Source organism: Nitrospira sp. (assembly GCA_005116745.1).
Lineage (GTDB): Bacteria > Nitrospirota > Nitrospiria > Nitrospirales > Nitrospiraceae > Nitrospira_D.
In genome coordinates, this window is sequence record SWDS01000006.1 from 52519 (window position 1) to 72617 (window position 20099).

At 55.6% G+C, this 20099-nt stretch carries 27 protein-coding genes; 21 read left to right on the top strand and 6 right to left on the bottom strand.

Features of this window, described 5'->3' with window-relative positions; translation table 11 throughout:
- Positions 1-25: 25 nt before the first annotated feature.
- Both E8D52_05750 and E8D52_05755 read right to left on the bottom strand, forming a co-directional pair.
- Positions 26-1783, bottom strand: coding sequence for a hypothetical protein (locus E8D52_05750; protein TKB68517.1), 1758 nt, complete (start codon positions 1781-1783; stop codon positions 26-28).
- Entirely contained in the window at positions 1591-2535 is a 945-nt protein-coding gene (locus tag E8D52_05755) for a fatty acyl-AMP ligase (GenBank protein ID TKB68518.1), read from the bottom strand. Before E8D52_05755 ends, E8D52_05750 begins: the two co-directional genes overlap by 193 nt.
- Before the next feature lie 405 nt (positions 2536-2940).
- Here E8D52_05755 and E8D52_05760 point away from each other — a divergent pair, with 405 nt between their 5' ends.
- From E8D52_05760 to E8D52_05840, 17 genes are all read left to right on the top strand, one after another.
- Complete coding sequence (locus E8D52_05760) at positions 2941-3330, top strand: cytochrome c (GenBank protein ID TKB68519.1); 390 nt, start codon at positions 2941-2943, stop codon at positions 3328-3330.
- Between the two features lie 86 nt (positions 3331-3416).
- Entirely contained in the window at positions 3417-3635 is a 219-nt protein-coding gene (locus E8D52_05765; GenBank protein ID TKB68520.1) for a DUF2892 domain-containing protein, read from the top strand.
- Positions 3636-3684: 49 nt separating this feature from the next.
- Complete coding sequence (locus E8D52_05770) at positions 3685-4500, top strand: c-type cytochrome (GenBank protein ID TKB69414.1); 816 nt, start codon at positions 3685-3687, stop codon at positions 4498-4500.
- A 109-nt stretch (positions 4501-4609) separates the two neighbouring features.
- Entirely contained in the window at positions 4610-5149 is a 540-nt protein-coding gene (locus E8D52_05775) for a hypothetical protein (GenBank protein ID TKB68521.1), read from the top strand.
- Positions 5146-5676 (top strand): hypothetical protein, encoded by a 531-nt coding sequence (locus E8D52_05780; protein ID TKB68522.1) that lies wholly within the window; start codon positions 5146-5148, stop codon positions 5674-5676. Before E8D52_05775 ends, E8D52_05780 begins: the two co-directional genes overlap by 4 nt.
- Positions 5673-6089 carry an OsmC family protein gene (locus tag E8D52_05785; protein TKB68523.1) on the top strand — a complete coding sequence of 139 codons (417 nt, stop codon included), beginning with the start codon at positions 5673-5675 and terminating at the stop codon, positions 6087-6089. Before E8D52_05780 ends, E8D52_05785 begins: the two co-directional genes overlap by 4 nt.
- A gap of 11 nt (positions 6090-6100) precedes the next feature.
- Positions 6101-7510, top strand: coding sequence for a c-type cytochrome (locus E8D52_05790; GenBank protein TKB68524.1), 1410 nt, complete (start codon positions 6101-6103; stop codon positions 7508-7510).
- Between the two features lie 44 nt (positions 7511-7554).
- Positions 7555-8049: a hypothetical protein gene (locus E8D52_05795; GenBank protein TKB68525.1), complete on the top strand. Its 495-nt coding sequence runs from the start codon at positions 7555-7557 to the stop codon at positions 8047-8049.
- A 198-nt stretch (positions 8050-8247) separates the two neighbouring features.
- Positions 8248-8715 (top strand): hypothetical protein, encoded by a 468-nt coding sequence (locus E8D52_05800; protein ID TKB68526.1) that lies wholly within the window; start codon positions 8248-8250, stop codon positions 8713-8715.
- 71 nt (positions 8716-8786) lie between these two features.
- Positions 8787-9146, top strand: a complete 360-nt coding sequence (locus E8D52_05805; GenBank protein TKB68527.1) for a sulfur reduction protein DsrE — start codon at positions 8787-8789, stop codon at positions 9144-9146.
- A gap of 123 nt (positions 9147-9269) precedes the next feature.
- Positions 9270-10229, top strand: a complete 960-nt coding sequence (gene ppk2, locus E8D52_05810) for a polyphosphate kinase 2 (protein ID TKB69415.1) — start codon at positions 9270-9272, stop codon at positions 10227-10229.
- A gap of 42 nt (positions 10230-10271) precedes the next feature.
- Entirely contained in the window at positions 10272-10829 is a 558-nt protein-coding gene (locus tag E8D52_05815) for a c-type cytochrome (protein TKB68528.1), read from the top strand.
- Positions 10830-11007: 178 nt separating this feature from the next.
- Entirely contained in the window at positions 11008-11742 is a 735-nt protein-coding gene (locus tag E8D52_05820; protein ID TKB68529.1) for a periplasmic heavy metal sensor, read from the top strand.
- Positions 11648-12145, top strand: coding sequence for a cytochrome c (locus tag E8D52_05825; GenBank protein TKB68530.1), 498 nt, complete (start codon positions 11648-11650; stop codon positions 12143-12145). Before E8D52_05820 ends, E8D52_05825 begins: the two co-directional genes overlap by 95 nt.
- Before the next feature lie 181 nt (positions 12146-12326).
- Positions 12327-12656: a YtxH domain-containing protein gene (locus tag E8D52_05830; GenBank protein ID TKB68531.1), complete on the top strand. Its 330-nt coding sequence runs from the start codon at positions 12327-12329 to the stop codon at positions 12654-12656.
- A gap of 201 nt (positions 12657-12857) precedes the next feature.
- Positions 12858-13337: a hemerythrin domain-containing protein gene (locus E8D52_05835; protein TKB68532.1), complete on the top strand. Its 480-nt coding sequence runs from the start codon at positions 12858-12860 to the stop codon at positions 13335-13337.
- Positions 13338-13347: 10 nt separating this feature from the next.
- Complete coding sequence (locus E8D52_05840) at positions 13348-13860, top strand: hypothetical protein (GenBank protein ID TKB68533.1); 513 nt, start codon at positions 13348-13350, stop codon at positions 13858-13860.
- A gap of 76 nt (positions 13861-13936) precedes the next feature.
- On the opposite strand, the gene E8D52_05845 is transcribed toward E8D52_05840, so the two are convergent.
- From E8D52_05845 to E8D52_05860, 4 genes are all read right to left on the bottom strand, one after another.
- Positions 13937-14296, bottom strand: a complete 360-nt coding sequence (locus tag E8D52_05845) for a cytochrome c (protein ID TKB68534.1) — start codon at positions 14294-14296, stop codon at positions 13937-13939.
- A gap of 11 nt (positions 14297-14307) precedes the next feature.
- Positions 14308-15165 (bottom strand): universal stress protein, encoded by an 858-nt coding sequence (locus E8D52_05850; protein ID TKB68535.1) that lies wholly within the window; start codon positions 15163-15165, stop codon positions 14308-14310.
- Positions 15166-15240: 75 nt separating this feature from the next.
- Positions 15241-15933 carry a phosphoribosyltransferase gene (locus E8D52_05855; protein TKB68536.1) on the bottom strand — a complete coding sequence of 231 codons (693 nt, stop codon included), beginning with the start codon at positions 15931-15933 and terminating at the stop codon, positions 15241-15243.
- Positions 15934-16171: 238 nt separating this feature from the next.
- Positions 16172-16645 (bottom strand): Hsp20/alpha crystallin family protein, encoded by a 474-nt coding sequence (locus tag E8D52_05860; protein ID TKB68537.1) that lies wholly within the window; start codon positions 16643-16645, stop codon positions 16172-16174.
- 313 nt (positions 16646-16958) lie between these two features.
- Between E8D52_05860 and E8D52_05865 the strand changes: the two genes are divergently transcribed.
- The 4 genes from E8D52_05865 to E8D52_05880 all read left to right on the top strand — a co-directional run bounded on the left by E8D52_05865 (position 16959) and on the right by E8D52_05880 (position 20087).
- Positions 16959-17168: a hypothetical protein gene (locus tag E8D52_05865; GenBank protein ID TKB68538.1), complete on the top strand. Its 210-nt coding sequence runs from the start codon at positions 16959-16961 to the stop codon at positions 17166-17168.
- Between the two features lie 88 nt (positions 17169-17256).
- Positions 17257-18399 (top strand): sulfite reductase subunit A, encoded by a 1143-nt coding sequence (locus E8D52_05870; protein TKB68539.1) that lies wholly within the window; start codon positions 17257-17259, stop codon positions 18397-18399.
- Between the two features lie 23 nt (positions 18400-18422).
- Positions 18423-19256: a Ni/Fe hydrogenase subunit gamma gene (locus E8D52_05875; protein ID TKB68540.1), complete on the top strand. Its 834-nt coding sequence runs from the start codon at positions 18423-18425 to the stop codon at positions 19254-19256.
- A 9-nt stretch (positions 19257-19265) separates the two neighbouring features.
- Positions 19266-20087, top strand: coding sequence for a hypothetical protein (locus E8D52_05880; GenBank protein TKB68541.1), 822 nt, complete (start codon positions 19266-19268; stop codon positions 20085-20087).
- Positions 20088-20099 lie beyond the last annotated feature (12 nt).

Consider the following 20099-nt stretch of genomic DNA (forward strand, 5'->3'; position numbering starts at 1 on the left):
AGGAAAGGAGAGTGGATGTGCACACCTAAATGACGTTGGCCAAAGGGGTTGGCTTGCTTTGAGTATCCTCGCCAAGGAAAGCCTCGAGATGCTTTGTCACTTCTTCCACATGTGGCGCGACAAGGAGCTGTCCTGAATTGCTAGCTGCAACCTGCACGGTCTTGCTCCCTTCGCCACCAAAGTCTGACCAGATACGTCTGGTATCCGTTACCGACTGAGCGACATACCGTTTTGATGCCATCATATTGAGAATATGCCCAGGGTATTTGCGAACGTCGTAGCGAGCCACAGCCTGGAGCGTGGCTCGGGTCACTTGTCCGACTTGGAACTCGACAAGCAGCTCATCCTTAGCGACATTGGTTTGCGATAACGACATGAGTCTCTTGCATTTAGGTTGGAGAAATGAAACCCAGTCTTTGACCGGCAAACGAACGAGGCTGGGAATAGTACGCATTATCCTCCACAGTAGATACAGGGGCAGCCCAAATGTCATCGGCAACTTATAACGATGTGGGCGATATGTGGATGGATGCCATGTGTCCATTACCACAAGTGTGACGGCCTGTCCCTGCTCGACCAGTTGCTGAGCCATTTCATACGCGATCAGTCCGCCGGTGCAGCTGCCAAGGACGGTATACGGCCCGTTCGGGCGAAAGCGACGGATCTGTGCAACATAATGACTCGCCATCTCCGGCACCGATGTAAACGGCGCCTCTTTTCCGTCTAGTCCTCGTGCCTGTAATCCGTAGGAGGGTTGATTCGGCCCCAGCAGCTTTGCTAGCTGAGCAAAGACCAAGACATTACCCCCAACTCCGGGCACCATGAAAATCGGTACTGCAGCCCCGCTGGGCTGAATGGCGACGAGGGATTGCCACGGCGGGACCCACTGGTTTTGTGTCAGCACCGCTGTGAGGGTGGCAATGGTCGGGGCTTGAAACAGAGTGGCCAGAGGCAGATGGCGTCCATACACTTGTTCAATGAGATAGAACAACTGGGCGGCTTTGAGTGAGTGGCCGCCGAGATCAAAGAAGTTGTCGTGAATTCCGATCGGATTGATGCTGAATACCTGCTGCCACAAGGCCGCCATTTGGACGTCGAGATGATTGCTCGGTGGGACATGCACGACAGCGGGTGAGGGAGCGAGCGTAGGAGCGGGTAATGCGTTCCGGTCGACTTTGTTATTGGCCGTCAAGGGCATTTCCGTCAGAAACATGAAGAGCGACGGAATCATGTAATCAGGAATCTGTGCGTGGAGAAATGAACGCAGGTCTGCCTGGCTTGGCATGAGGCCGTCATGGCCGACCAGATACGCCACCAACTGCTTGCCTCCTTGCTGATCGTCCCGTGCCGTGACGGCCGCCTGACGGACCGCGTGATGACGGCTCAGCGCAGTCTCGATCTCACCCAATTCGATCCGATACCCTCGGATCTTGACCTGGTGATCCATCCGACCGAGATGGACGATGCGTCCATCTGAGCGATACCGTGCCACGTCTCCCGTTCGATAGAGTCTGGCGAGGGGCTCTGGAGAACATGGATGCGGGATGAACCGCTCCGCTGTTAAGTCAGGCTGCCCCCGATAGCCTCGGGCTAATCCATGGCCGCCGATATACAGCTCACCGGAGACTCCGATTGGGGCCGGCTGCAGGAATGGATCCCACCCACTCCCGGAACCAAAAACACGGGGATGCCTGATCCGCTGGGCTGAATGGCGACGAGGGATTGCCACGGCGGGACCCACTGGTTTTGTGTAATCTCCAATCGAGACACCGCCTCCAGCCAACGCAAGGGTCGCCGGAGAAACGTGACGGGGGACATCAAATAGGACGGAATCCCGGCATAAAACGGGACGAGGATGCCATGCAGCAATCCATAGTCGTGAAAATACGGCAGCCAGGAGAGCATCCGGCTCCCGTCGGATAATCCGCCGGCCCGCTTCAAGGCCTTGCAATGCGCGAGCACGTTTCCATGACTGACCATGGCGCCACGAGGGGTGGCCGTCGATCCTGAGGTATATTGCAAATACGCGAGAGAGCTGTTGGCAGGCCGTGAGAACTCGACTGACTCGGCAGCACTGTCGGCCTGATCGGTTGCCATCCACTTGATGGGATCTGCAGCTCTTGTGAGTGAAAGCTCCGAAGACAGGGCGTGAATACCTGAGGTTGTGAGTACGAGCGCTGCGTCAGCATCGTCGATAATGGCGCGCAGTCTCTGCAGACTATGCTTCCGTCTGATGGGGTCGGGAGCCGGAGCAGGAACGGCGATGAGCCCGGCACAAGCACAGGCCCAAAAGGCGCAGGCGACGTCGATCCCCTGTGGGTAGAGCAGAAGAATTCTGGTTCCTTGTGGAACCGCCTGGGCGAGATGGCTTGCTAGGGCACGGACTCTCTGCTCAAGCTGGCCATAGGTCAGCTGGCTCTCAATCTCGAGGTTGTCACGAATCAGGGCATAGGCCAGCTCATCCGGCTGTTGCCGGCATCGATGCTCGAAGAAATCTGGAAGGTTGTGGATCGCCCGAGGTGGAAGTTTAGCCATGGATGCGAGACGCAGGCTGCCCTTGAATCGCTAAGAATAACAGCAATCAACTATCTGTCTAACGACGAGTACAAACTTAGAATAATTGATCATAAATGGGAAGACTTTCTCGTTTTGAAACCGGTTCAGAAATTGACTACCGTGTAGTGTGGCGAGCCCTCTTGCCTGGAGGAGAAACCCTTTCCGCAAACTGATGCACAGGTCACGCTCTGTTGTGAAGGCTGTAGCATCTTGCGCCAGTGGGCGAGAAGGTCCTGGGGTATTTGTCGTCAGTTCAGGCCCTAATTCCCAGAACCATCGTAGCAAAACCATATAAATGCTTGACGAATAAGGAGAAAACTCCCTAGATCTCTTGAGAGACAATGGCACATTGATCGCAAGGTTTGGCCCTCGAAGGGAGTGCAAATGCAGATCACACGACGACTGGTAGTCTGTTGCGCAATGTTAGCCGGTCTGTTCGGGCTGGGGTTCAGCAATCTTGGCGTGAAAGAACTTGCTGTCTCGGCCAAGGGCGGTGATCCAGTCAGTGGACGCGAAATCTACGTGAACACCTGCATCCGCTGCCACGGAATCGACGGGAAAGGTGCACTCGGAATTAAACTCGTTCCACCTCCGGCGGATCTGACCTCGCTCACCGTTCAAAGTCGCCTCGACGGGACCTTGTTTCGACGAATTCATGGAGGAAAACCCAATACCGCCATGGGTGCGTGGAAACATGCGCTCTCCGATGAGGAAATTTGGGATGTCCTGGCCTATGTGCGCACATTCGGGGTGGAGTCCGGTGGGCAACCATAAAGTTGAATCTAATGGGTAGGATTTGTCTCATACGAGGGTGTCAGGAAAATACGATCAACTCCATTGTTTGATGAGGAGGTAATGCCATGACGTGCAATGTTGGAGGGATTGAGAGACCTATACGAATTGGAGCAGGGCTGCTGGTCATCATGATCGGCATCTTTGCTGGGCTTTCGACGGCAGTAGCGGGAACAGCACTTGCGGTGGGGGCCATACTGCTGCTCACGGGAGCGCTGGGATATTGTCCGCTGTTTACGTTGTTCGGAATTAGCACCTGCTCTCGGGCGTCCGGTATGAAGAAATGAGGTGAATGCTGTGAGCCGACCGGTCATTGCAGGCGTCGTGTTGGTGAGTATGTTAGTGGGGACGATCAGTTGTGTCCCACCTCCACGAGTGACGGAGAGTGAGGAGGGGGTTGTTCGTCGGATCGTGGGGTCGCCAGTCGATGCGCTGTTTGTCCCGCCATCGCCCGAAACGATTCCAGGTGATCTGAGAGGCGAGCAGATTCGCCTGGGCTACAAGATGATCGTCGACACGCAGGAATATGGGAAACGGTATGTTGGAAACGCGCTCAACTGCACCAATTGTCATTTAGATGCGGGACTCAACCCGAATTCTGCATCCTTCGTCGGTATCGCCACTCTTTACCCACAGTATCGTGAACGAGCCGGCCGACAGATGACGCTAGCCGATCGAATCAACGAGTGTTTCGAACGTAGTATGAATGGAAAACCTCTGCCGCCCGACAGCGTAAAGCTCACGGCCATTGTCGCGTACGTCACATGGTTATCACAGAATATGCCGCCCGGCGTTGAGGTCCCATGGCGAGGAATCCCACGCCTCATCTCGACCCATCAGCCTGACCCTCTCAACGGCAAAAAGGTCTATGAGAAAAAGTGTGTCTTCTGCCACGGTTCCGATGGGCAAGGCACCATGACGGCACCGCCTGTGTGGGGGCCTCGTTCGTACAACATTGGTGCAGGCATGGCACGAATCAGCGTAGCCGCTGCATTTATCAAGGCCAACATGCCGCGAGGCTGGGGCTGGACAGTGACCGATGACGAAGCCATCGATGCTGCAGTCTATATCAACACACAGCCTCGACCGGACTTTCCCGACAAGATTCACGATTGGCCGAAGGGCGGCAAGCCGGCGGATGCACCCTATTGAGATCGGGAGAGTCGCCTAGGTGACTGTTGAGTTGTGAATGGTGAGCTCACATGAAACACAACATTGTGGCTTTCATACGATATGAACACCGAAGGACGGGAAGAGGAAGATGATCAATCCTGACACGCACGTTGTTCCAATTTTGCCCTGGTGGGCCGGGGGTCTCGGAATCGGGATTGTTCTGCTCATCGCCGTGGCACTCGTGCAACCGATCGGAGTCTCGACGCAGTATGTGGTGTTAGACGGTGTGCTGTTGCATGCGCTGAGTCCAGACCTTGCCGATGACAGCCCATATCTCAAGGAAGCCAGCAAGGGATGGACCTTGGCCACCTACGAATTCTTCTTCGTCATTGGGATCCCCATCGGTGCGTTTCTGGCTGCAGCGATCACGAAACGATTCAGTACCCGAGTGGTGCCTCCGCTGTGGGCCTATCGATTTGGACAGGCGCCGGGAAAGCGTCTGGCGTGGTCGTTTATCGGAGGTTTTCTTCTGCTGTTCGGAGCTCGGTTTGGAGGGGGATGCACATCCGGCCACATGATCAGCGGGGTCTCGCAGTTGGCCGTGAGTTCATTCATTTTTTCAGCCGCGTTGTTTGCCAGTGCAATTGTTACGGCCCGCTGGTTGTACCCTGAGCAGGTGAAACAGTGAACTTGCTTCTAGGGCTCCTTCTTGGAGCGGCTTTTGGCGCGGTCCTCCAACTCTCCGGGGCGTCGAGCTATACAAAGATCCTCAACACCTTGCGGCTCAAAGACTTGACGATCATGAAGGTCATCATGACAGCCATCGGTGTCGGGTTGATCGGGGTTCATGGATTGGATGCGTTGGGTGTCGCTCATCTGAAGGTCAAGGATCTCTATCTCCCGGGGATCCTCATCGCAGGCGTGATCTTCGGCGTGGGATTTGCCGTCACGGGCTATTGTCCAGGGACAGCGCTCGCGGCGGCGGCTGAAGGGAAGCTCGATGCGTGGATGACGATGCTCGGCGGCTTGCTCGGCGCATTGACGTTTGCCTTCCTATTTCCGGATCTCGAGTCGTCTTTAGCCGCATTGGGGGGATTCGGTCCGGTGACGATTCATGACTCGATTGGGATAAGCGGGCTATTTGTGGCAGGGCCATTGGGCCTGCTGTGTTTGTGGGGAGCAGCGAAACTCCCAGAACCACGAGGGACACGATGAAACTCACGGCGACCTTTCACGGCGGGACACGCTACGACGTTGTGAGTGGCAAGCATCGAATTATTACCGACCAGGCGGTGGAGGATGGAGGGCAGGATGCCGGAATGGGTCCGGTCGAACTCTTTGTCGGGTCCGTCGCGAGTTGTGTGGCGTACTTCGTCGGGCAATTCTGTGGGCGGCACGGCATTTCCCGAGAGGGCTTGATGGTCGATGCGGAATGGACGATGGCCGAAGTTCCACACCGTGTTGGTCGCATCGACATCGGGATTCATCTACCCCATCGCATCAACGCAGAACAAAAAGAACGCCTCTTGAAGGTCGCGCATGGCTGCACTGTGCATCAATCCCTCGCGGTGCCTGCCGGCGTGGCGATCGAACTCAATCCTCATCCTCGTGGTGAGAAATCCTCGTGAAAGGAGCAGCGATGTTGAATGTGAGAATTCGGATGGTCGTTGGAAGCGCTGCGCTCATGTTGGTGGGACTCATGTCGTCCCCGCAATTGTCATTTGGGAGCGATCACACGCGCGCGAAGGAGCTGATCCAACAGACCTGTGTGCAATGTCACCGGCTGGAAGGTCAGCCGGATTCGCGCTTCAAGCTTCACGCGCCTGACTTGATGTGGGCCGGCAGCAAGTACCAACGGTCGTGGCTCATCCGTTGGTTGACCGGTAAGGAAGCTCCGCTCTATGCGAAGGGATATATGTGGGACCTGACCACCGTTCCGTCCAAGCACCCGATGGTCACGGAGTCGGAGGCGAACGCACTCGCGGATTACTTTGCCGAACACAACAAAGATCCGCGCGTCACCATCGGCGCGTTCGATCTCTCGAAAGTCACCAAATTCGACGTGAAGTTTGGTGCGGCGGCTTTTAAAGCCCACGCCTGTCTTGGCTGCCACACGATCGAGGAGAACGGCAAGTTGATCGGAGGGCCACAGAGCGCGGCATTGCAGAAGTCTGGTCAACGGTACGACAAGGACTGGCTGTTTCGGTTCGGATTGAACCCGCAAGACTTCACGCCACACAGCGGCGAGTTTTTAGCAGATGCCACGGAGCCGCAACTGCGTGCCGTGATCGGCTATCTCATGGTTCAAGGAGTCCCGGACTTTCAGTACTACGAGCCATGGACAAGCCGTGAATTCGAGATGGCCAGCGTGGATCGAGGGAAGGTGGTTTATAGAGAGTATTGTTCGCAGTGTCACGGTCCAACGGGCAAAGGCGACGGACCAGCAGCTTCCGGTCTGGAACCAAAACCGGCGATACATGCCAACATTCCATTCGAAAAGCTCCCGATCGAATACCTCTACAACGTCATCAATCATGGCGGACCGGCAGTAGGCAAATCGCCGAACATGCCCTATTGGAATTTGACGATCGGTCAACAGGGCGTGGCGGATGTGATTGCCTATTTGAAAGTGACATTCAAGGGTGTGCCGGATCTCGCCACTGCACCAGGAGATGGTCAGGGCAGTGCGTGCGTGCAACCGAGAAAGACAGCCAAGGCGCCGGGCGATTCCCTGAGCAAAGCGAATCCAGTTCCAGCTTCTGCCGGTTCAATCCAGGCGGGCAAAGAGCTCTTCCTGAAAACGGCCCAGCCGGTCGCCTGTGTCATGTGCCATGGTGAGCAAGGTGATGGCAAAGGGGTGATGGGCGCAGCCCTGATGCCGCCACCACGAAATTTTACCTGTGGCGCGATGATGAAAGACTTACCCGATGGGCAACTGTTCTGGATCATCAAGAATGGTTCTCCAGGAACAGGCATGATGCCGTTTGGCACATTGCCGGATGAGCAGGTGTGGCAACTCATCCATTACATCAGAAGTCTAGCTAAGTAGAAGTGAGAAGAGTGCAGGTATATCTATCAACAAGGAGGCAGATTATGAGAGTGCATCGATCTGGGGCGGCGAAGTCAGCCGTGGTGCTTGCTGTCGCTGCGTGGGCGGTATTGGCTGGTAGTCATGATCGTGCCTATGCACAGGCTGCGGGGATGGCAGCGCCGCCCTCCAAGGTGGAGATCATCATCAAGGATCGTCAGCATGGCTATGAGACTGCCGGGTTCACGATGCCGTCGCAGGAGACGATCATCGTTGTCCGAAACCAGGATTCCGTCACGCACGGGTTGGCGTCCGCGTTGTTCAAGAATATTCCCGTGAAGGTGGAAGGTGGTCTCGAAGTGCGAGGAAAACAGTTCAAGGCCTTTCATGTCGATGCGGGAAAGACCATGACACTCCGTTTTGCCACGGCGCCCACGAACTTCGATCCGATGACAGGTGGAGCCGAAAGTGTGCGACACGCCCTATGGTGCGACATCCATCCTGAAGTGAAAGGAGAACTGTTTGTCATTGAAACCCGAGGGGATGTCGGAGGGGGCTGAGTCGCATCCCTGTCTCGCTCTGAAACGCGCTCACTGCACGTGTGGAAGCGGGCATCTCCCCTGTGAGAGGGCAAGAGCTCCAGTCCTGGCCGGCGAAGATCTGCCGAAGTGAGCCAGGACTGGCGGAGCTGTTTTTGTGATAGGTAACGCTGGGGTGAGCGGCTGTGCCGGTCCTGCAGTGGATGAAGGAGACCCCACATGAACTGGGTCAGGAGACGCTCCGCTCATCTCGCGGTCATATATCTTGGACTGGTGGTCAGTACAGGTTCGCTTGTCATGCCGCTCACCGGATGGGCGAAGGAGATTGCCTTTGTGGCACGTGATGTGGAAGATCAGCAAGCGGTGTGGCTTCCCAGTGAAATCATCATTCACCGCAGCACGGATTTCAGGGAGCCGTTGATTTTTCGGTTTGATAATCCAACTGTACGGACTCATGTGTTCGAAGCCCCGGGGTTGTTTGAGTCGGTAGAGGAAAACGGTGCTCGGATCACCAGGCCGGTTCGGATTACTATTGCGCCAGAGGGGACCGAGCAGAGCGTAATCGACAGGGACCGGATGGCGAGCGATGTGATCGCTGCCGAGGGGGAGACGGTGACCTATCGATTCTACTGTCCTCTCCATCGAGCCGATGTAGATCTAGGGGGCAGAGTTATTGTGGGGCAATAGCCAGAGCGCAGCACCGTTTCGTGGCAAAGATCTACGTTGTGTAGAATCTACAGCTATTCAAGGAGTCATTCATGGCAACGTTCATTATTTCAGGTAGTCGAGGAACGGACGACCCCACAATGGCAACATTGCCGTTCATGGCGGCGAAGACGGCGAAAGAGCAGGGGCATGATGTCGTGCTCTGGCTGTGGAACGAAGCCGTCACCTTGGGTCGGAAAGGTGTCGCTGATCATATCACCGGTGTAAACCTGACTCCGTTGAAAGAACTGCTTGCCGCCATCCAGGCGGCAGGTGTGCCGGTCTGGGTTTGTGGTGCCTGTGCCGTGGCTAGACAGGTTAGTGCGACTGATCTCGTGGCCGGCGCATCCATCAAGGGGATGCCGGACTATATCAAAGCTGTGGCCGAGCGCGATCGAAACGTGATGTTCTGATCGAAGACGCAATGAAGGAGTCCTCGCATGGCAGCTGATGGCGAATCGGCCGGGAAGTCTAAAGAACGGAAAGAGCGGAGAGCTCCAGCAAATGTCGACGAAGAGAAGCAGGTCGACGAAGATATGAATGGGCTGGAGACGATTCCCACGAGGGTGCCGCGGGAGGGGGACGGGTACCAGGTCCCGCGTAGCACCTTGATCGCCCAGGGGCTCGGACGTATTGGTGAGCCGGGCTACGCCTTGACTGCGGATGATCTCCGAAGGGTCAACACAAGGAAAGGGTTTCTGAAGCTCCTCGCAAACAAAGCCGTCGATGTCGAAGAAGTGCGCAAGACCCTGTTGTACGAGCAGGAGTTGAGGCAACTACAAGTTGAACTGGTCAGGCTGCAACGGTGGGTGCAGAGCAGTGGGGAGCGTATCGCCATTTTGGTGGAAGGACGGGATGCGGCCGGGAAGGGTGGCACGATCCGCCGGTTCACCGAGCATCTGAATCCTCGCGCGATGCGCGTCGTGGCGCTGCCGAAGCCGACCGATGCAGAACGGGGCCAATGGTATTTCCAGCGCTATATTCACCAGCTCCCCAACAGGGGTGAAATCGTCTTCTTCGACCGGAGTTGGTACAACCGTGCCGTGGTCGAACCGGTGATGGGATTCTGTACAAAAAAGGAACACCAGCGATTTCTGCAACAGGTACCGGAATTCGAGCACATGCTCTATGAAGACGGTGTGACCATCATCAAGTTCTGGTTCTCCATCTCCAAGGACGAACAAGCCAAGCGATTCGAAGCGAGGCGGCAGAATCCGCTCAAGCAGTGGAAGCTGAGTCCGGTCGATGAGAAGGCGCAGGAGCTGTGGGACGCGTATACCCGCTGCAAAGAGGAAATGTTCAGCAAAACGCACTCGACCTTTAGCCCATGGATCATCGTGCAGGCGAACGACAAGCAGGCTGCGCGACTGGAAAGCTTGCGCTATGTCCTGAACCTGCTCCCCTACAAAGGAAAGGACGAAGCGCAGATCAGGCTGACGCCCGATCCGAACGTGATCGTCCGATTCCACCGAAAAATGGTGGAACTGGATCTGTAATGTCGGAAGGTAGTTGGCACCGACGACGAAAGGAACGAGAGGATGAAGACGAGTCTGTCGATGTTCATGGTCGCTGCGCTGTGCTGTGCGGTCCCTGCCGGTGCGGCAGAGCGCCACATGATGCAGCCGATCGTACCTGCCGATAAATTGGCTGAAGCGAAGGCGCTCAAGAATCCCTTGTCGAATTCTCCCGAGGTCATTGCGCAGGGCAAGACGGTGTACAACGGCAAAGGCGGCTGCGTCACCTGTCATGGAATAGACGGAGACGGCAAGGGGCCGGCGGCTGCGAGTATGAATCCCTCACCTCGCAACTTCCAGCACCACGGTTTCTGGCGGCATCGCACCGAGGGAGAAGTCTTCTGGGCCATCAAGTATGGATCACCCGGGACCGCCATGATCGCATTCGGGTCGGTCTTATCCGACAACGAAATTTGGTCCCTCATTCACTATGAGCAAACCTTCGCGGGGAGGCATGGGATGATGGGGCACGGAGAAGGGATGGGGCCGGGTATGGGTGGTGGGAGAGCCGGGATGGGGCATCGCGGGCAAAAGGGAAAAGGTGGAATGAGTGAGTGTGAAGGTGAGTCCTGTGCACGGTAAGTGACCAAACGACTATGCGCCAGATCCATCGAGGAAGGATGCGCGAGTTGTTGCGTTTCCCCCCATATGACTGTCTCGCTCTGAGTATTTCTGCATCACATCGGTACCAGCTGCATGTGATCGAACCCCTCGTAAGCCATTGTTTCGCCGAGTATCCCTCTCACTTGTCTCGAAGCGAATGGCAGCATCAGAATCGCGATCAGCCCTCTCTGAATCTAATTGTTCAAAGAAGGGCTCTCACCAACCAGAGAAGAGTGGTCAATATTTCATGAAAGAATTAAACCTTGGAGGTATTGTCATGACCAAGTTGAAAAAGCAGTGGTTGTGTAGGATTGGGGGAGCCGCGTTGATCATCGCGCTAGCTGCGTTCCCGAGTTATGCCGATGAAGGCCATGGGAAGATGGGGCATGGTGGCCACGATCAGGAAGACCAGGATGATCATAGCGGGCACTACCTGAAGCATCTTCTGAAACATGCGAAAGAGATCGGGCTGACGCCAGAACAAGTCAGCAAGGTCAAGGCCATACAGCTGGATTTCAAACGTTCAGAAGCTAAGTTGGAGGCCGATTTCAAAATTGCAAAACTCGACCTGCAGGCGCTTATGGAAGATGAGAAGGCCGATCTCAATGCAATTCAGGCCAAAGTCGAGCAATTGAAAAAAGCGGAAGGGGCCTGTCTGTTCGCGGCCATCAAAAGTAAGCGCACCGCTACGGCTCTGTTGACTCCTGACCAACGGGAAAAAGACCGTACCGTTCATGAACAAATGAAGAGCGCGGGTGGCGAGCAACACGGAGGCGGCATGGGAGGTGGAAGCAGTCATGGAGGCGGTCAGGCCGGTGGTGGACAAGGAGGGCATGACGGGGGGGATCACGGGAGTGGAGGATCCAGCGGAAGTCAGCAACACCAGCATTGAGCATCGAGAGTCGTTGTCCGTCCTTGAAAGAAGGGGAGCGCACATGTCCTTACGTATTGTGGTTAGCCTCATCGTGGTGGCGTTGACTGCTTCGTGGGCTCTGGCTCAGAGCCATTATGGAAACACGAAGAACGGAGAGAGAATCTTTCAACAACACTGTGCCGGATGCCACGGTACCACCGGTGATGGGCTTGGGCCTGAGATCAAGGAATTAATCGTGCCACCGGCGAATTTTCGGGCGCCGAAATCACGCACGAAGACCGATATGGAACTGTATCTTGCGGTCAAGCAGGGAGTGCTCTTCAGTCCAATGCACGGCTGGGCGGATCGGCTCTCTAATCAGGATATGTGGGACGTCCTGAGCTACATTCGCACATTGGCTCCGTTCAACCCACTCGGCTAGGTCAATCATTGCCTTGTGAATTTTTCGTAACAGACTCCAAACATGCTCTGTCCTCGTCTCGCAAGGTCTCCACTACACCTTATGCAAGGTATAGAATTTCGGCATGTCTCACTATCGTCTCATGCGATATGATACTGGATGGGCATGAGCGTAGTCTTTTCATCGGGAATACATCTGTCCTATGACTGGAGGATCTGCCATGAATGATCAGAGAACAGACGACACGGGCCTGGTTGCGACCCTTGCGTTTCTTGGAGGAGCCGCAGCGGGGATCATGATAGGTCTGTTGCTTGCGCCCAAGTCGGGCGAGGAGACACGACGCGATCTCAAAGGCTACACCAAAAGGACTGAAGAAGAGGTCATCGAGAAGGCCAAGGAAGCACGAGCTGCCCTTGACGAGGTAATCGAACGAGGCAAGCAGTTCGCGAAAGAGCGACGGACTGATGTTCAAGCGGCGTTGCAAGCCGGGAAAGAGGCGATTCAAGAAGCACAAGAGAAGTACCGTAGCTAGTGCGAGGACTCTTGAGTGAGAGGGGTGATGGCACTGCTCGAGAAGGGACTGCATTGTGCTATGGTAACGTCTGTTGCGTGAGGAGTGGGCGGCTCTACCAAGGAGCACGGCTCTGTTTCACCATGGTCCTAGACTGTGAGTAGGCTCTTCGTTCGTCGGCTGAAACCATCCATGAATCAATAGTTTCACAGAGGTGTTCTCATGAGTGAGCAGAAGACAATTACAGCGTTTTATGAAGAGGATCACGATCGGCTGGATGAATTGTTCAAGACCTTTCAAATGTCGAAACGGTTGGACTTTGCCAAGGCCAAGGAAGCCTTCAAGGAATTCAAGGTTGGCCTCCAGCGGCATATTGTATGGGAGGAAGAACTGCTGTTCCCGATATGGGAAGAGAAAACCGGCATGGTCGAGGACGGGCCGACGCCCATGATGCGACATGAGCATAGCCAGATCAAACAGCTGCTTGACGCGATTCACAAAAAGGTGGAAGAGAACAATCTTGAGTCCGACCAGGACGAACAGGCATTGTTAACTCTCTTGGGCTCTCATAATCGAAAAGAAGAACGGGCGCTCTATCCCGCAATCGATAACGTGACCAATGCGGAAGAACGCGCAACCATCTTCAGCAGCATGAATACTATTCCGGAAGATCGCTACAACGCCTGTTGCAGCGGGTACTGAGGTAAGCGAAATGGAACAATGCGATGTAGTCATAGAACAGACTGAGGCTAAGGTTAAGGGAAGACATCTCGTTAATTTTTTGAGGCACCGCCTCAATCTTGGCCTGATTCTCCTCATGGGCTGCTTGGGGGTAGTATTTGCACCGGGCTTCGACCGAAATGTCTGGGCCGAGTCGTCCAGCTCACAATCGGGTGTGAAGCACAAGGCTAATGTTGAACGAGGCCGGAATATCTTCAACGGCTCCTGCTACTACTGCCATGGAATGGACGGCTATCTCGATCGATTGCCACAAATGAAAGAGGACATCGCCGCGCGCATTGCGCGACTGAATCCACCTCCGACGGATCTGCGTGATCCTGGCGTGCTTCGCCTGAAGACGAACAAAGAACGAGCCCGCGCCATCCGGGAAGGCCATCCTAGCACCGGCAGGTTTGGAGATTTCACCATGACCGATCGGGACATGGCCGATACCTTGTTCTATCTGGCGTTCATCAGAAAAGACCCCAACCCGGAAAAGGACTGAATGTTGCGGAAATCAGGAGATACGCAGAAGGACCCTTTCAATCGCCTTGATTTGAGCTGTAAATAGCTGCCCTCCGTTAACTGACGACCTCAGGTGGCGAGATGGACCGGATGTACGACAGCACATCCAACATCTGTTCGTCTGTCAGCTTGCCGCGAAAGCCGTGCATCGGGCTGAACAACACGCCATTCGAGATGGCCACGAGCAGCTCCCAATCCGTCTTCGAACGACTGATCTGAGATCGCAAATCGGCTGGTCGGACGATTAAATCTCGGCTGTCCGGTCCGTTCCCGTCCAGTTTGGACCCATGACAACGGAGGCACTGTTGCTCATACACCCCTTGTCCGGCCTTTGGGTTCCCGCGGATCACTTGTGCAGAAACCAAGGATGTTGTGGCGAAGAGGAAGATGACGGCGACGGTCAGCATCGGTTTCATGTTCGATCCTTTCAGCGTAGGACAAGTATCGGACAGCTTACGTGATGGACGACGGCGTGGGAGACACTACCCAAGAGGAAGCGGGACAAGCCCTTGCGCCCATGAGAGGTCACGACCACCAAGTCCATATCCTTGGCCTCCTGTTCGATCACCGCTGCCGGATTGCCTTGAGCGACTTTCGTGCGGACTGTATAACGAGGGTTCAAGAGCTTGCCGGCGGTCGATTGCACGAGTTCTTCCGCATAATGCTGCACATCCTCCAACCAGGCGCTGATTTCCGGCCCAACATAGGGCTCAATGACCCCGATCGGGACGACGGCGTGGACCACACGGAGTTCTACCGGATCAGCGAGCGGATGCTCCGTCAACCATTTCACGATTCGATCCGCATCGTTTCGCTCCTCGATGGCGATGAGGACCCGTTGCACTTTCCGCGCGGCTCCCCTGACGATCAACGTCGGTCGGGAGCCGTGCAGGAGCACCCGATGGGACACGCTCCCGAGGACCATCTCGGACAGCCGGCTTCGCCCACGCACGCCGACGACAATGAGATCGGCCGCGAGATTTTCAGCGCTGTCGAGAATGAGCTGAGCGGGACTGCCGATTTCGCTCACCTTCCTGATCGATGCCACCTCAGGGGGGATCATGGCGGCGGCGCGCTCCAGTAGCTGGTGCCCCGAATCGACCATCGCCTTGCGGAAATCATCGTATCCTTGCACGTTGCCCGCTTGGGCCATGAACGGATGCTCTAGAATCCCTAATTCGATGCCGTGGACCAGGGTGACATCAGTGGGATGATAGAGTTGGAACGTTTGGGTGACAGCGGCGAATGCCTGATCTGACCAATCAACACCGATGACGACTCTCATCTCACAACCTTTCCCACCCACACATCAGAAGAGTGGATGTGGCGCGGTCCCGAACGGAAGCACGCGCGGTGATTCTTATCCCGGCGGTGAGGCTGTTGAAGAGCAAGATCGCTCCTTCCATCCCAACAGCGACTCTTCCGCCAAGTTCAAATACTCCACCACATCGTGATCGCTGACTTGTGCAAAATCGATATAGTGGTGACCCACAGCCAAGAATGGGTCCGGTGTGGCAAGCACTATAAATTCGTCCACCTGCATGCACGCCTCCCGAATGGTCTCCATTGGGCCAACCGGAATAGCCGCAATCAGGCGACGCGGTTTGAGGTGTCTGATGGACTGGACGGCTGAGAAGAACGTGGAGCCGGTGGCGATCCCATCATCCACGAGAATGACGATGCGGTCGGTGAGCGTGGGAAACTGCCGACCTTGGCGGTAGAGGTCTTGCCGTCGAGCGATCTCTCGCCGTTGCACCTGAACCAGCTCTTCAATATCCGTCCGAAAGCGACTGTAGGCTGCCATTGCATCAGGATTCAGATAGATCGTTCCTGTTTCACTCACTGCGCCCAGTGCATACTCGGGGTTATCCGGCGCGCCCAGCTTACGGGTGATACATACGTCCAGCGGTAGGTGCAGTCCTAGGCTCAGCTGATAGCCCACTACGACCCCACCACGTGGCAGCGCCACGATCAGAGCTGCCTGATCCTCACGATATCGGATCAGGCGCTCCACGAGTCGACGGCCAGCCTCTTCGCGATTCCTGAACGTCACGCTCTTCCCTTCCGGCCACTGGACTCATGGGTCTACATCAGGTCGCTTGTCACACTAACGCCGATCAAAAGCATCACCATGAGAACCAGAATGACCATCAACAACAGATGATGGTGCAGCCCGCCCTCGTTTCGATCCCAATGCATCTCCCAGGGAATTTCGAGGTAGCGAGGATGGCGAAACATGGTGTCCTCCTTCTCGTTGAACTGGAGCTACACGCGACCTCTGGCCTGTTTCTTCAGGCAATTTTCACCTCAATCGCTTTAGGCTTGGCCTTCTCTGCCTTTGGTAGATAGACTTTCAGTATGCCGTCCTTGTACTCGGCGTTGACCTTGGAACCATCGGCATCTTCGGGAAGGGTAAAGCTCCGCATAAAGCTACCGTAGGCTCTCTCCACGCGGTGATATTTCTTGTCCTTCTCTTCCTTTTCGTACTTTCGTTCGCCCGTGATCATGAGGACATCGTCGTGCACATTCAATTTGATGTCTTCTTTCTTCATCTCTGGAATTTCAGCCTTGATCAGGTATTCCTTGTCGTCCTCCGAGATATCCACCAACGGCGACCATTCGGCAACGGTAATGGCCTCCTGCTTATCGGTACCGCTGGGGGCCAGCGTACGACCGAAGTAGCTTGACAGTCGTTTCTCCATTTCTTCGAGTTCCTTGACCGGATTCCATCGTGTTGTCGGTTCCCATCGTGTCAATGCGCTCATGACCATTGCCTCCTTGTGTGATTGATGAGGGGCTGGATGCCTCGCCACTGAACCAGTGCATTGACGGTGCCAGGGGGAAAGAGACGAACGTTGGTGCCTCCCTCTAGGAAATGCGGAGAGTTAGATCCCTGTTGGATTGGAGCCTGGCAAGGACAGCAATTTGAACTGTGGCATTACGGGGCAGTCGCGCACGTGAGGCTGTCGCCTCATTCATCATTGATCGGTGTAGACGAAGGTGCGAAGTGGACGAAGAGATCCTTCCAGTGAATCTTATCGTGTAAGTCTGGCTCGTACAAAATAGGAGGGACTCATCATGATTAAAACAGGCACTGGGAAGAGCGATGTATGGGGTGATCATTGCCATCGTTGTGGCGGGCTCATGGTTCCCGAACAGGTGTTAGAAATCAGGTCAATGGACTTCCGTTGTGTGAGTTGCGGTGAGCGCATCGATCCCGTGATTCTTGCCCATCGTGAAAAATACTCCATACGGAATGAAAGCAAAACGCTCATGATAGGTCAGTAGTCCGATTCCTCGTCTTGCGTGACCGGAGAGGAGCATTTACGATGGCGACAAGAGGGATGCTTTTATAAAGAAAGTATTGAGTGTGTAAATGACCAGTGGGATGCGCGGCGTTTTACCAACAGCCGACCTCCAACGATTGCTCGATGCCCTCAGTGCAAAGGGATATCGAATTGTCGGACCCATTGTGCGGGATGGGGCGGTCGTGTGGGACACCGTCCGGTCTGTGTCTGATCTGCCGATCGGCTGGCGTGATCAGCAAGAACCGGGACGCTACCGGCTGGAACAGACCGGCTCACATGAAGTGTTCGGTGTCGTGCATGGGCCGCAATCGCTGAAGCCGTTCGTCTTTGCACCGCGCGAGCCGCTCTTGCAGATCGAGCGGAGTAAGAACGGACTCGCCTCAAGACCAACACTTCCTCAATCAGAAAAGGTCGCGGTGATCGGCGCTCGTGCCTGTGATCTCGCCGGGCTTGCTACGCAAGACCAGATTTTTCTGAACGGCGCCTACCGAGATCCCTATTACGCAGCACGCCGTGAAGGACTGTTCCTAGTCGCTGTGAATTGCACCAGAGCGCTGAACACCTGTTTTTGCGCATCCATGGAGACCGGCCCATGTGCCAAGCATGGTTTCGATCTCGCTTTGTCGGAGCTAGATGACCAGCTCTTGATCGAAGCGGGTAGTGAAGCAGGATGCGATCTTCTCTCCAATCTCTGCTTGTCTAGGGGTTCAGAACAGCTGAGTGCTGAGGCAACGACGCGTGTTGACGCCTGCGCCCAGAGTCAAGTCAGACGGTTGGATCACTCACGCTTGCCGCAGGCTCTCTATGATGCTCACGAACATCCTCGATGGGACGAGGTGGCAGGGCGATGCCTTGCCTGCACCAATTGCACGATGGTGTGCCCAACTTGCTTTTGTCATACGGTCGAGGAGACACCGGACCTCTCGTACCAGCACACTACACATGCCAGATTGTGGGATTCCTGTTTCACTCAGGAGCACGGGTATATCCACGGCAAGAATATTCGCCCGACGATCAAAGATCGGTACCGCATGTGGCTGACGCATAAGCTGGCATCGTGGATCGATCAATTCGGCGCGTCCGGTTGCGTCGGCTGTGGCCGATGTATCACTTGGTGCCCGGTCGGGATCGATTTGACCGAAGAGTTGCCCGCTTTGCTGAGTCCGGGCATTCAGCCGTCAATCGTTCGTCAACGGGTAGATGGTATGTAACTGGTGCACTGAAGCCTGATCCCATGACCAATCCCTATGTCATCCAGCCGGCGACGATCGTTGAGAAGATCCGAGAAGCTGAACATATTCATACCTACCGACTGCAGCTGGTTGATGAGGAAGTCAGACGGACATTTCGTTTCAAGGCCGGCCAGTTCAATATGGTCTATGTGTTTGGCGTCGGCGAAGTGGCGATTTCCATCGTCTCGGACCCGGATGAGCCGGAGTTTCTGAACCATACCATCCGTGCGGTGGGGCGAATCACGAAGGCTATCGCCGCTCTCCAATCAGGTGATGTGCTAGGCATTCGTGGCCCCTTCGGACAGGGGTGGCCGCTGGACGAGGCACGTGGGCGTAATGTGGTGATCGTGACCGGTGGTCTGGGATGTGCCCCAGTGGTAGGAGCTATCGAATACATTTTTACACGGCGCGAGCAGTATGGCTCTATCAAGATCCTTCATGGCGTCAAGACTCCACATGACCTGCTCTATCGTGAGCGGTTCGATCAATGGCGGCGCGCTCCCGATACGGAAGTCCTTTTGGCCAGCGGTCAACCGGACAAGACCTGGAGTTATCACATCGGTGTGGTGACGGAGTTGTTTGAGGAAGTGGCGATCGATCCCATGAAGAGCATCGTGCTGATGTGCGGACCAGAGATCATGATGCGTCTGGGCGTACCCATCTTGATGAGACGGGGCATTCCTGAAACCGCCATCTACCTGTCCCTGGAACGGCACATGGAGTGTGGCATCGGCCTCTGTGGCCATTGTCAGATGGGTCCGTACTTCCTGTGCAAAGACGGCCCGGTCATGCGGTACGATCGAGTGGCGCAGTGGTTGGGACAGACAGGCGTGTGAGGCGAAGCCATGTCCAATCCTGAATTGAGGCAGCGGCCAAGACTGGCGGTGATCAAGTTCACATCTTGCGACGGGTGCCAGCTCAGCATCTTGAATCTTGAGGACGACCTGCTGGCATTGGGCCAGGCGCTGGATATCGCCTATTTCCCAGAAGCCTCAAGCGCGATGAATGCGGGCCCATACGACATCGCGCTGGTGGAGGGATCCATCACCACGGCAGAGGATGCCCATCGCATTCTGAACGTCCGACAGCAGGCGAAGGTCCTGATGACGATCGGAGCCTGCGCGACAGCCGGCGGCATTCAGGCGTTGCGCAACTGGGGCGATATCGAGGCGTTTAAACAGGCTGTCTATCCCAGGCCGGACTATATCCAGAGTCTCAACACCTCCACTCCCATCTCGGAACATGTCCACGTGGATTTCGAACTGTGGGGCTGTCCAATTGATAAAGGTCAGCTCCTGCGCGTCATCAGGGATTTGGTGGCTGGAGTCCAGCTTCACCTATCGGCTGACAGTGTCTGTCTAGAGTGCAAGCGGCGAGGAAATGTGTGTGTGGTGGTCGCGAAGGGGATGCCTTGTCTTGGGCCGGTGACCAGGACCGGTTGCGGGGCGATCTGTCCGGCTATGGGGCGGGACTGTTACGGCTGTTTTGGACCAAGCGAAGGCGCAAGGAAAGGGCCAGGTCTTCCACCCAACACGGCCTCCCTCGCGAGGCACTTCCATGAGGGACTGCACCTGATTCCGGTCGAGGTCCTGCGGCGATTTCGTGGTATCAACGGCGCTGTGGACCCCTTTCGGAATGAAAGCACGGTTTGGGAGAACAAGGGGTAATAGGTGAGGAGT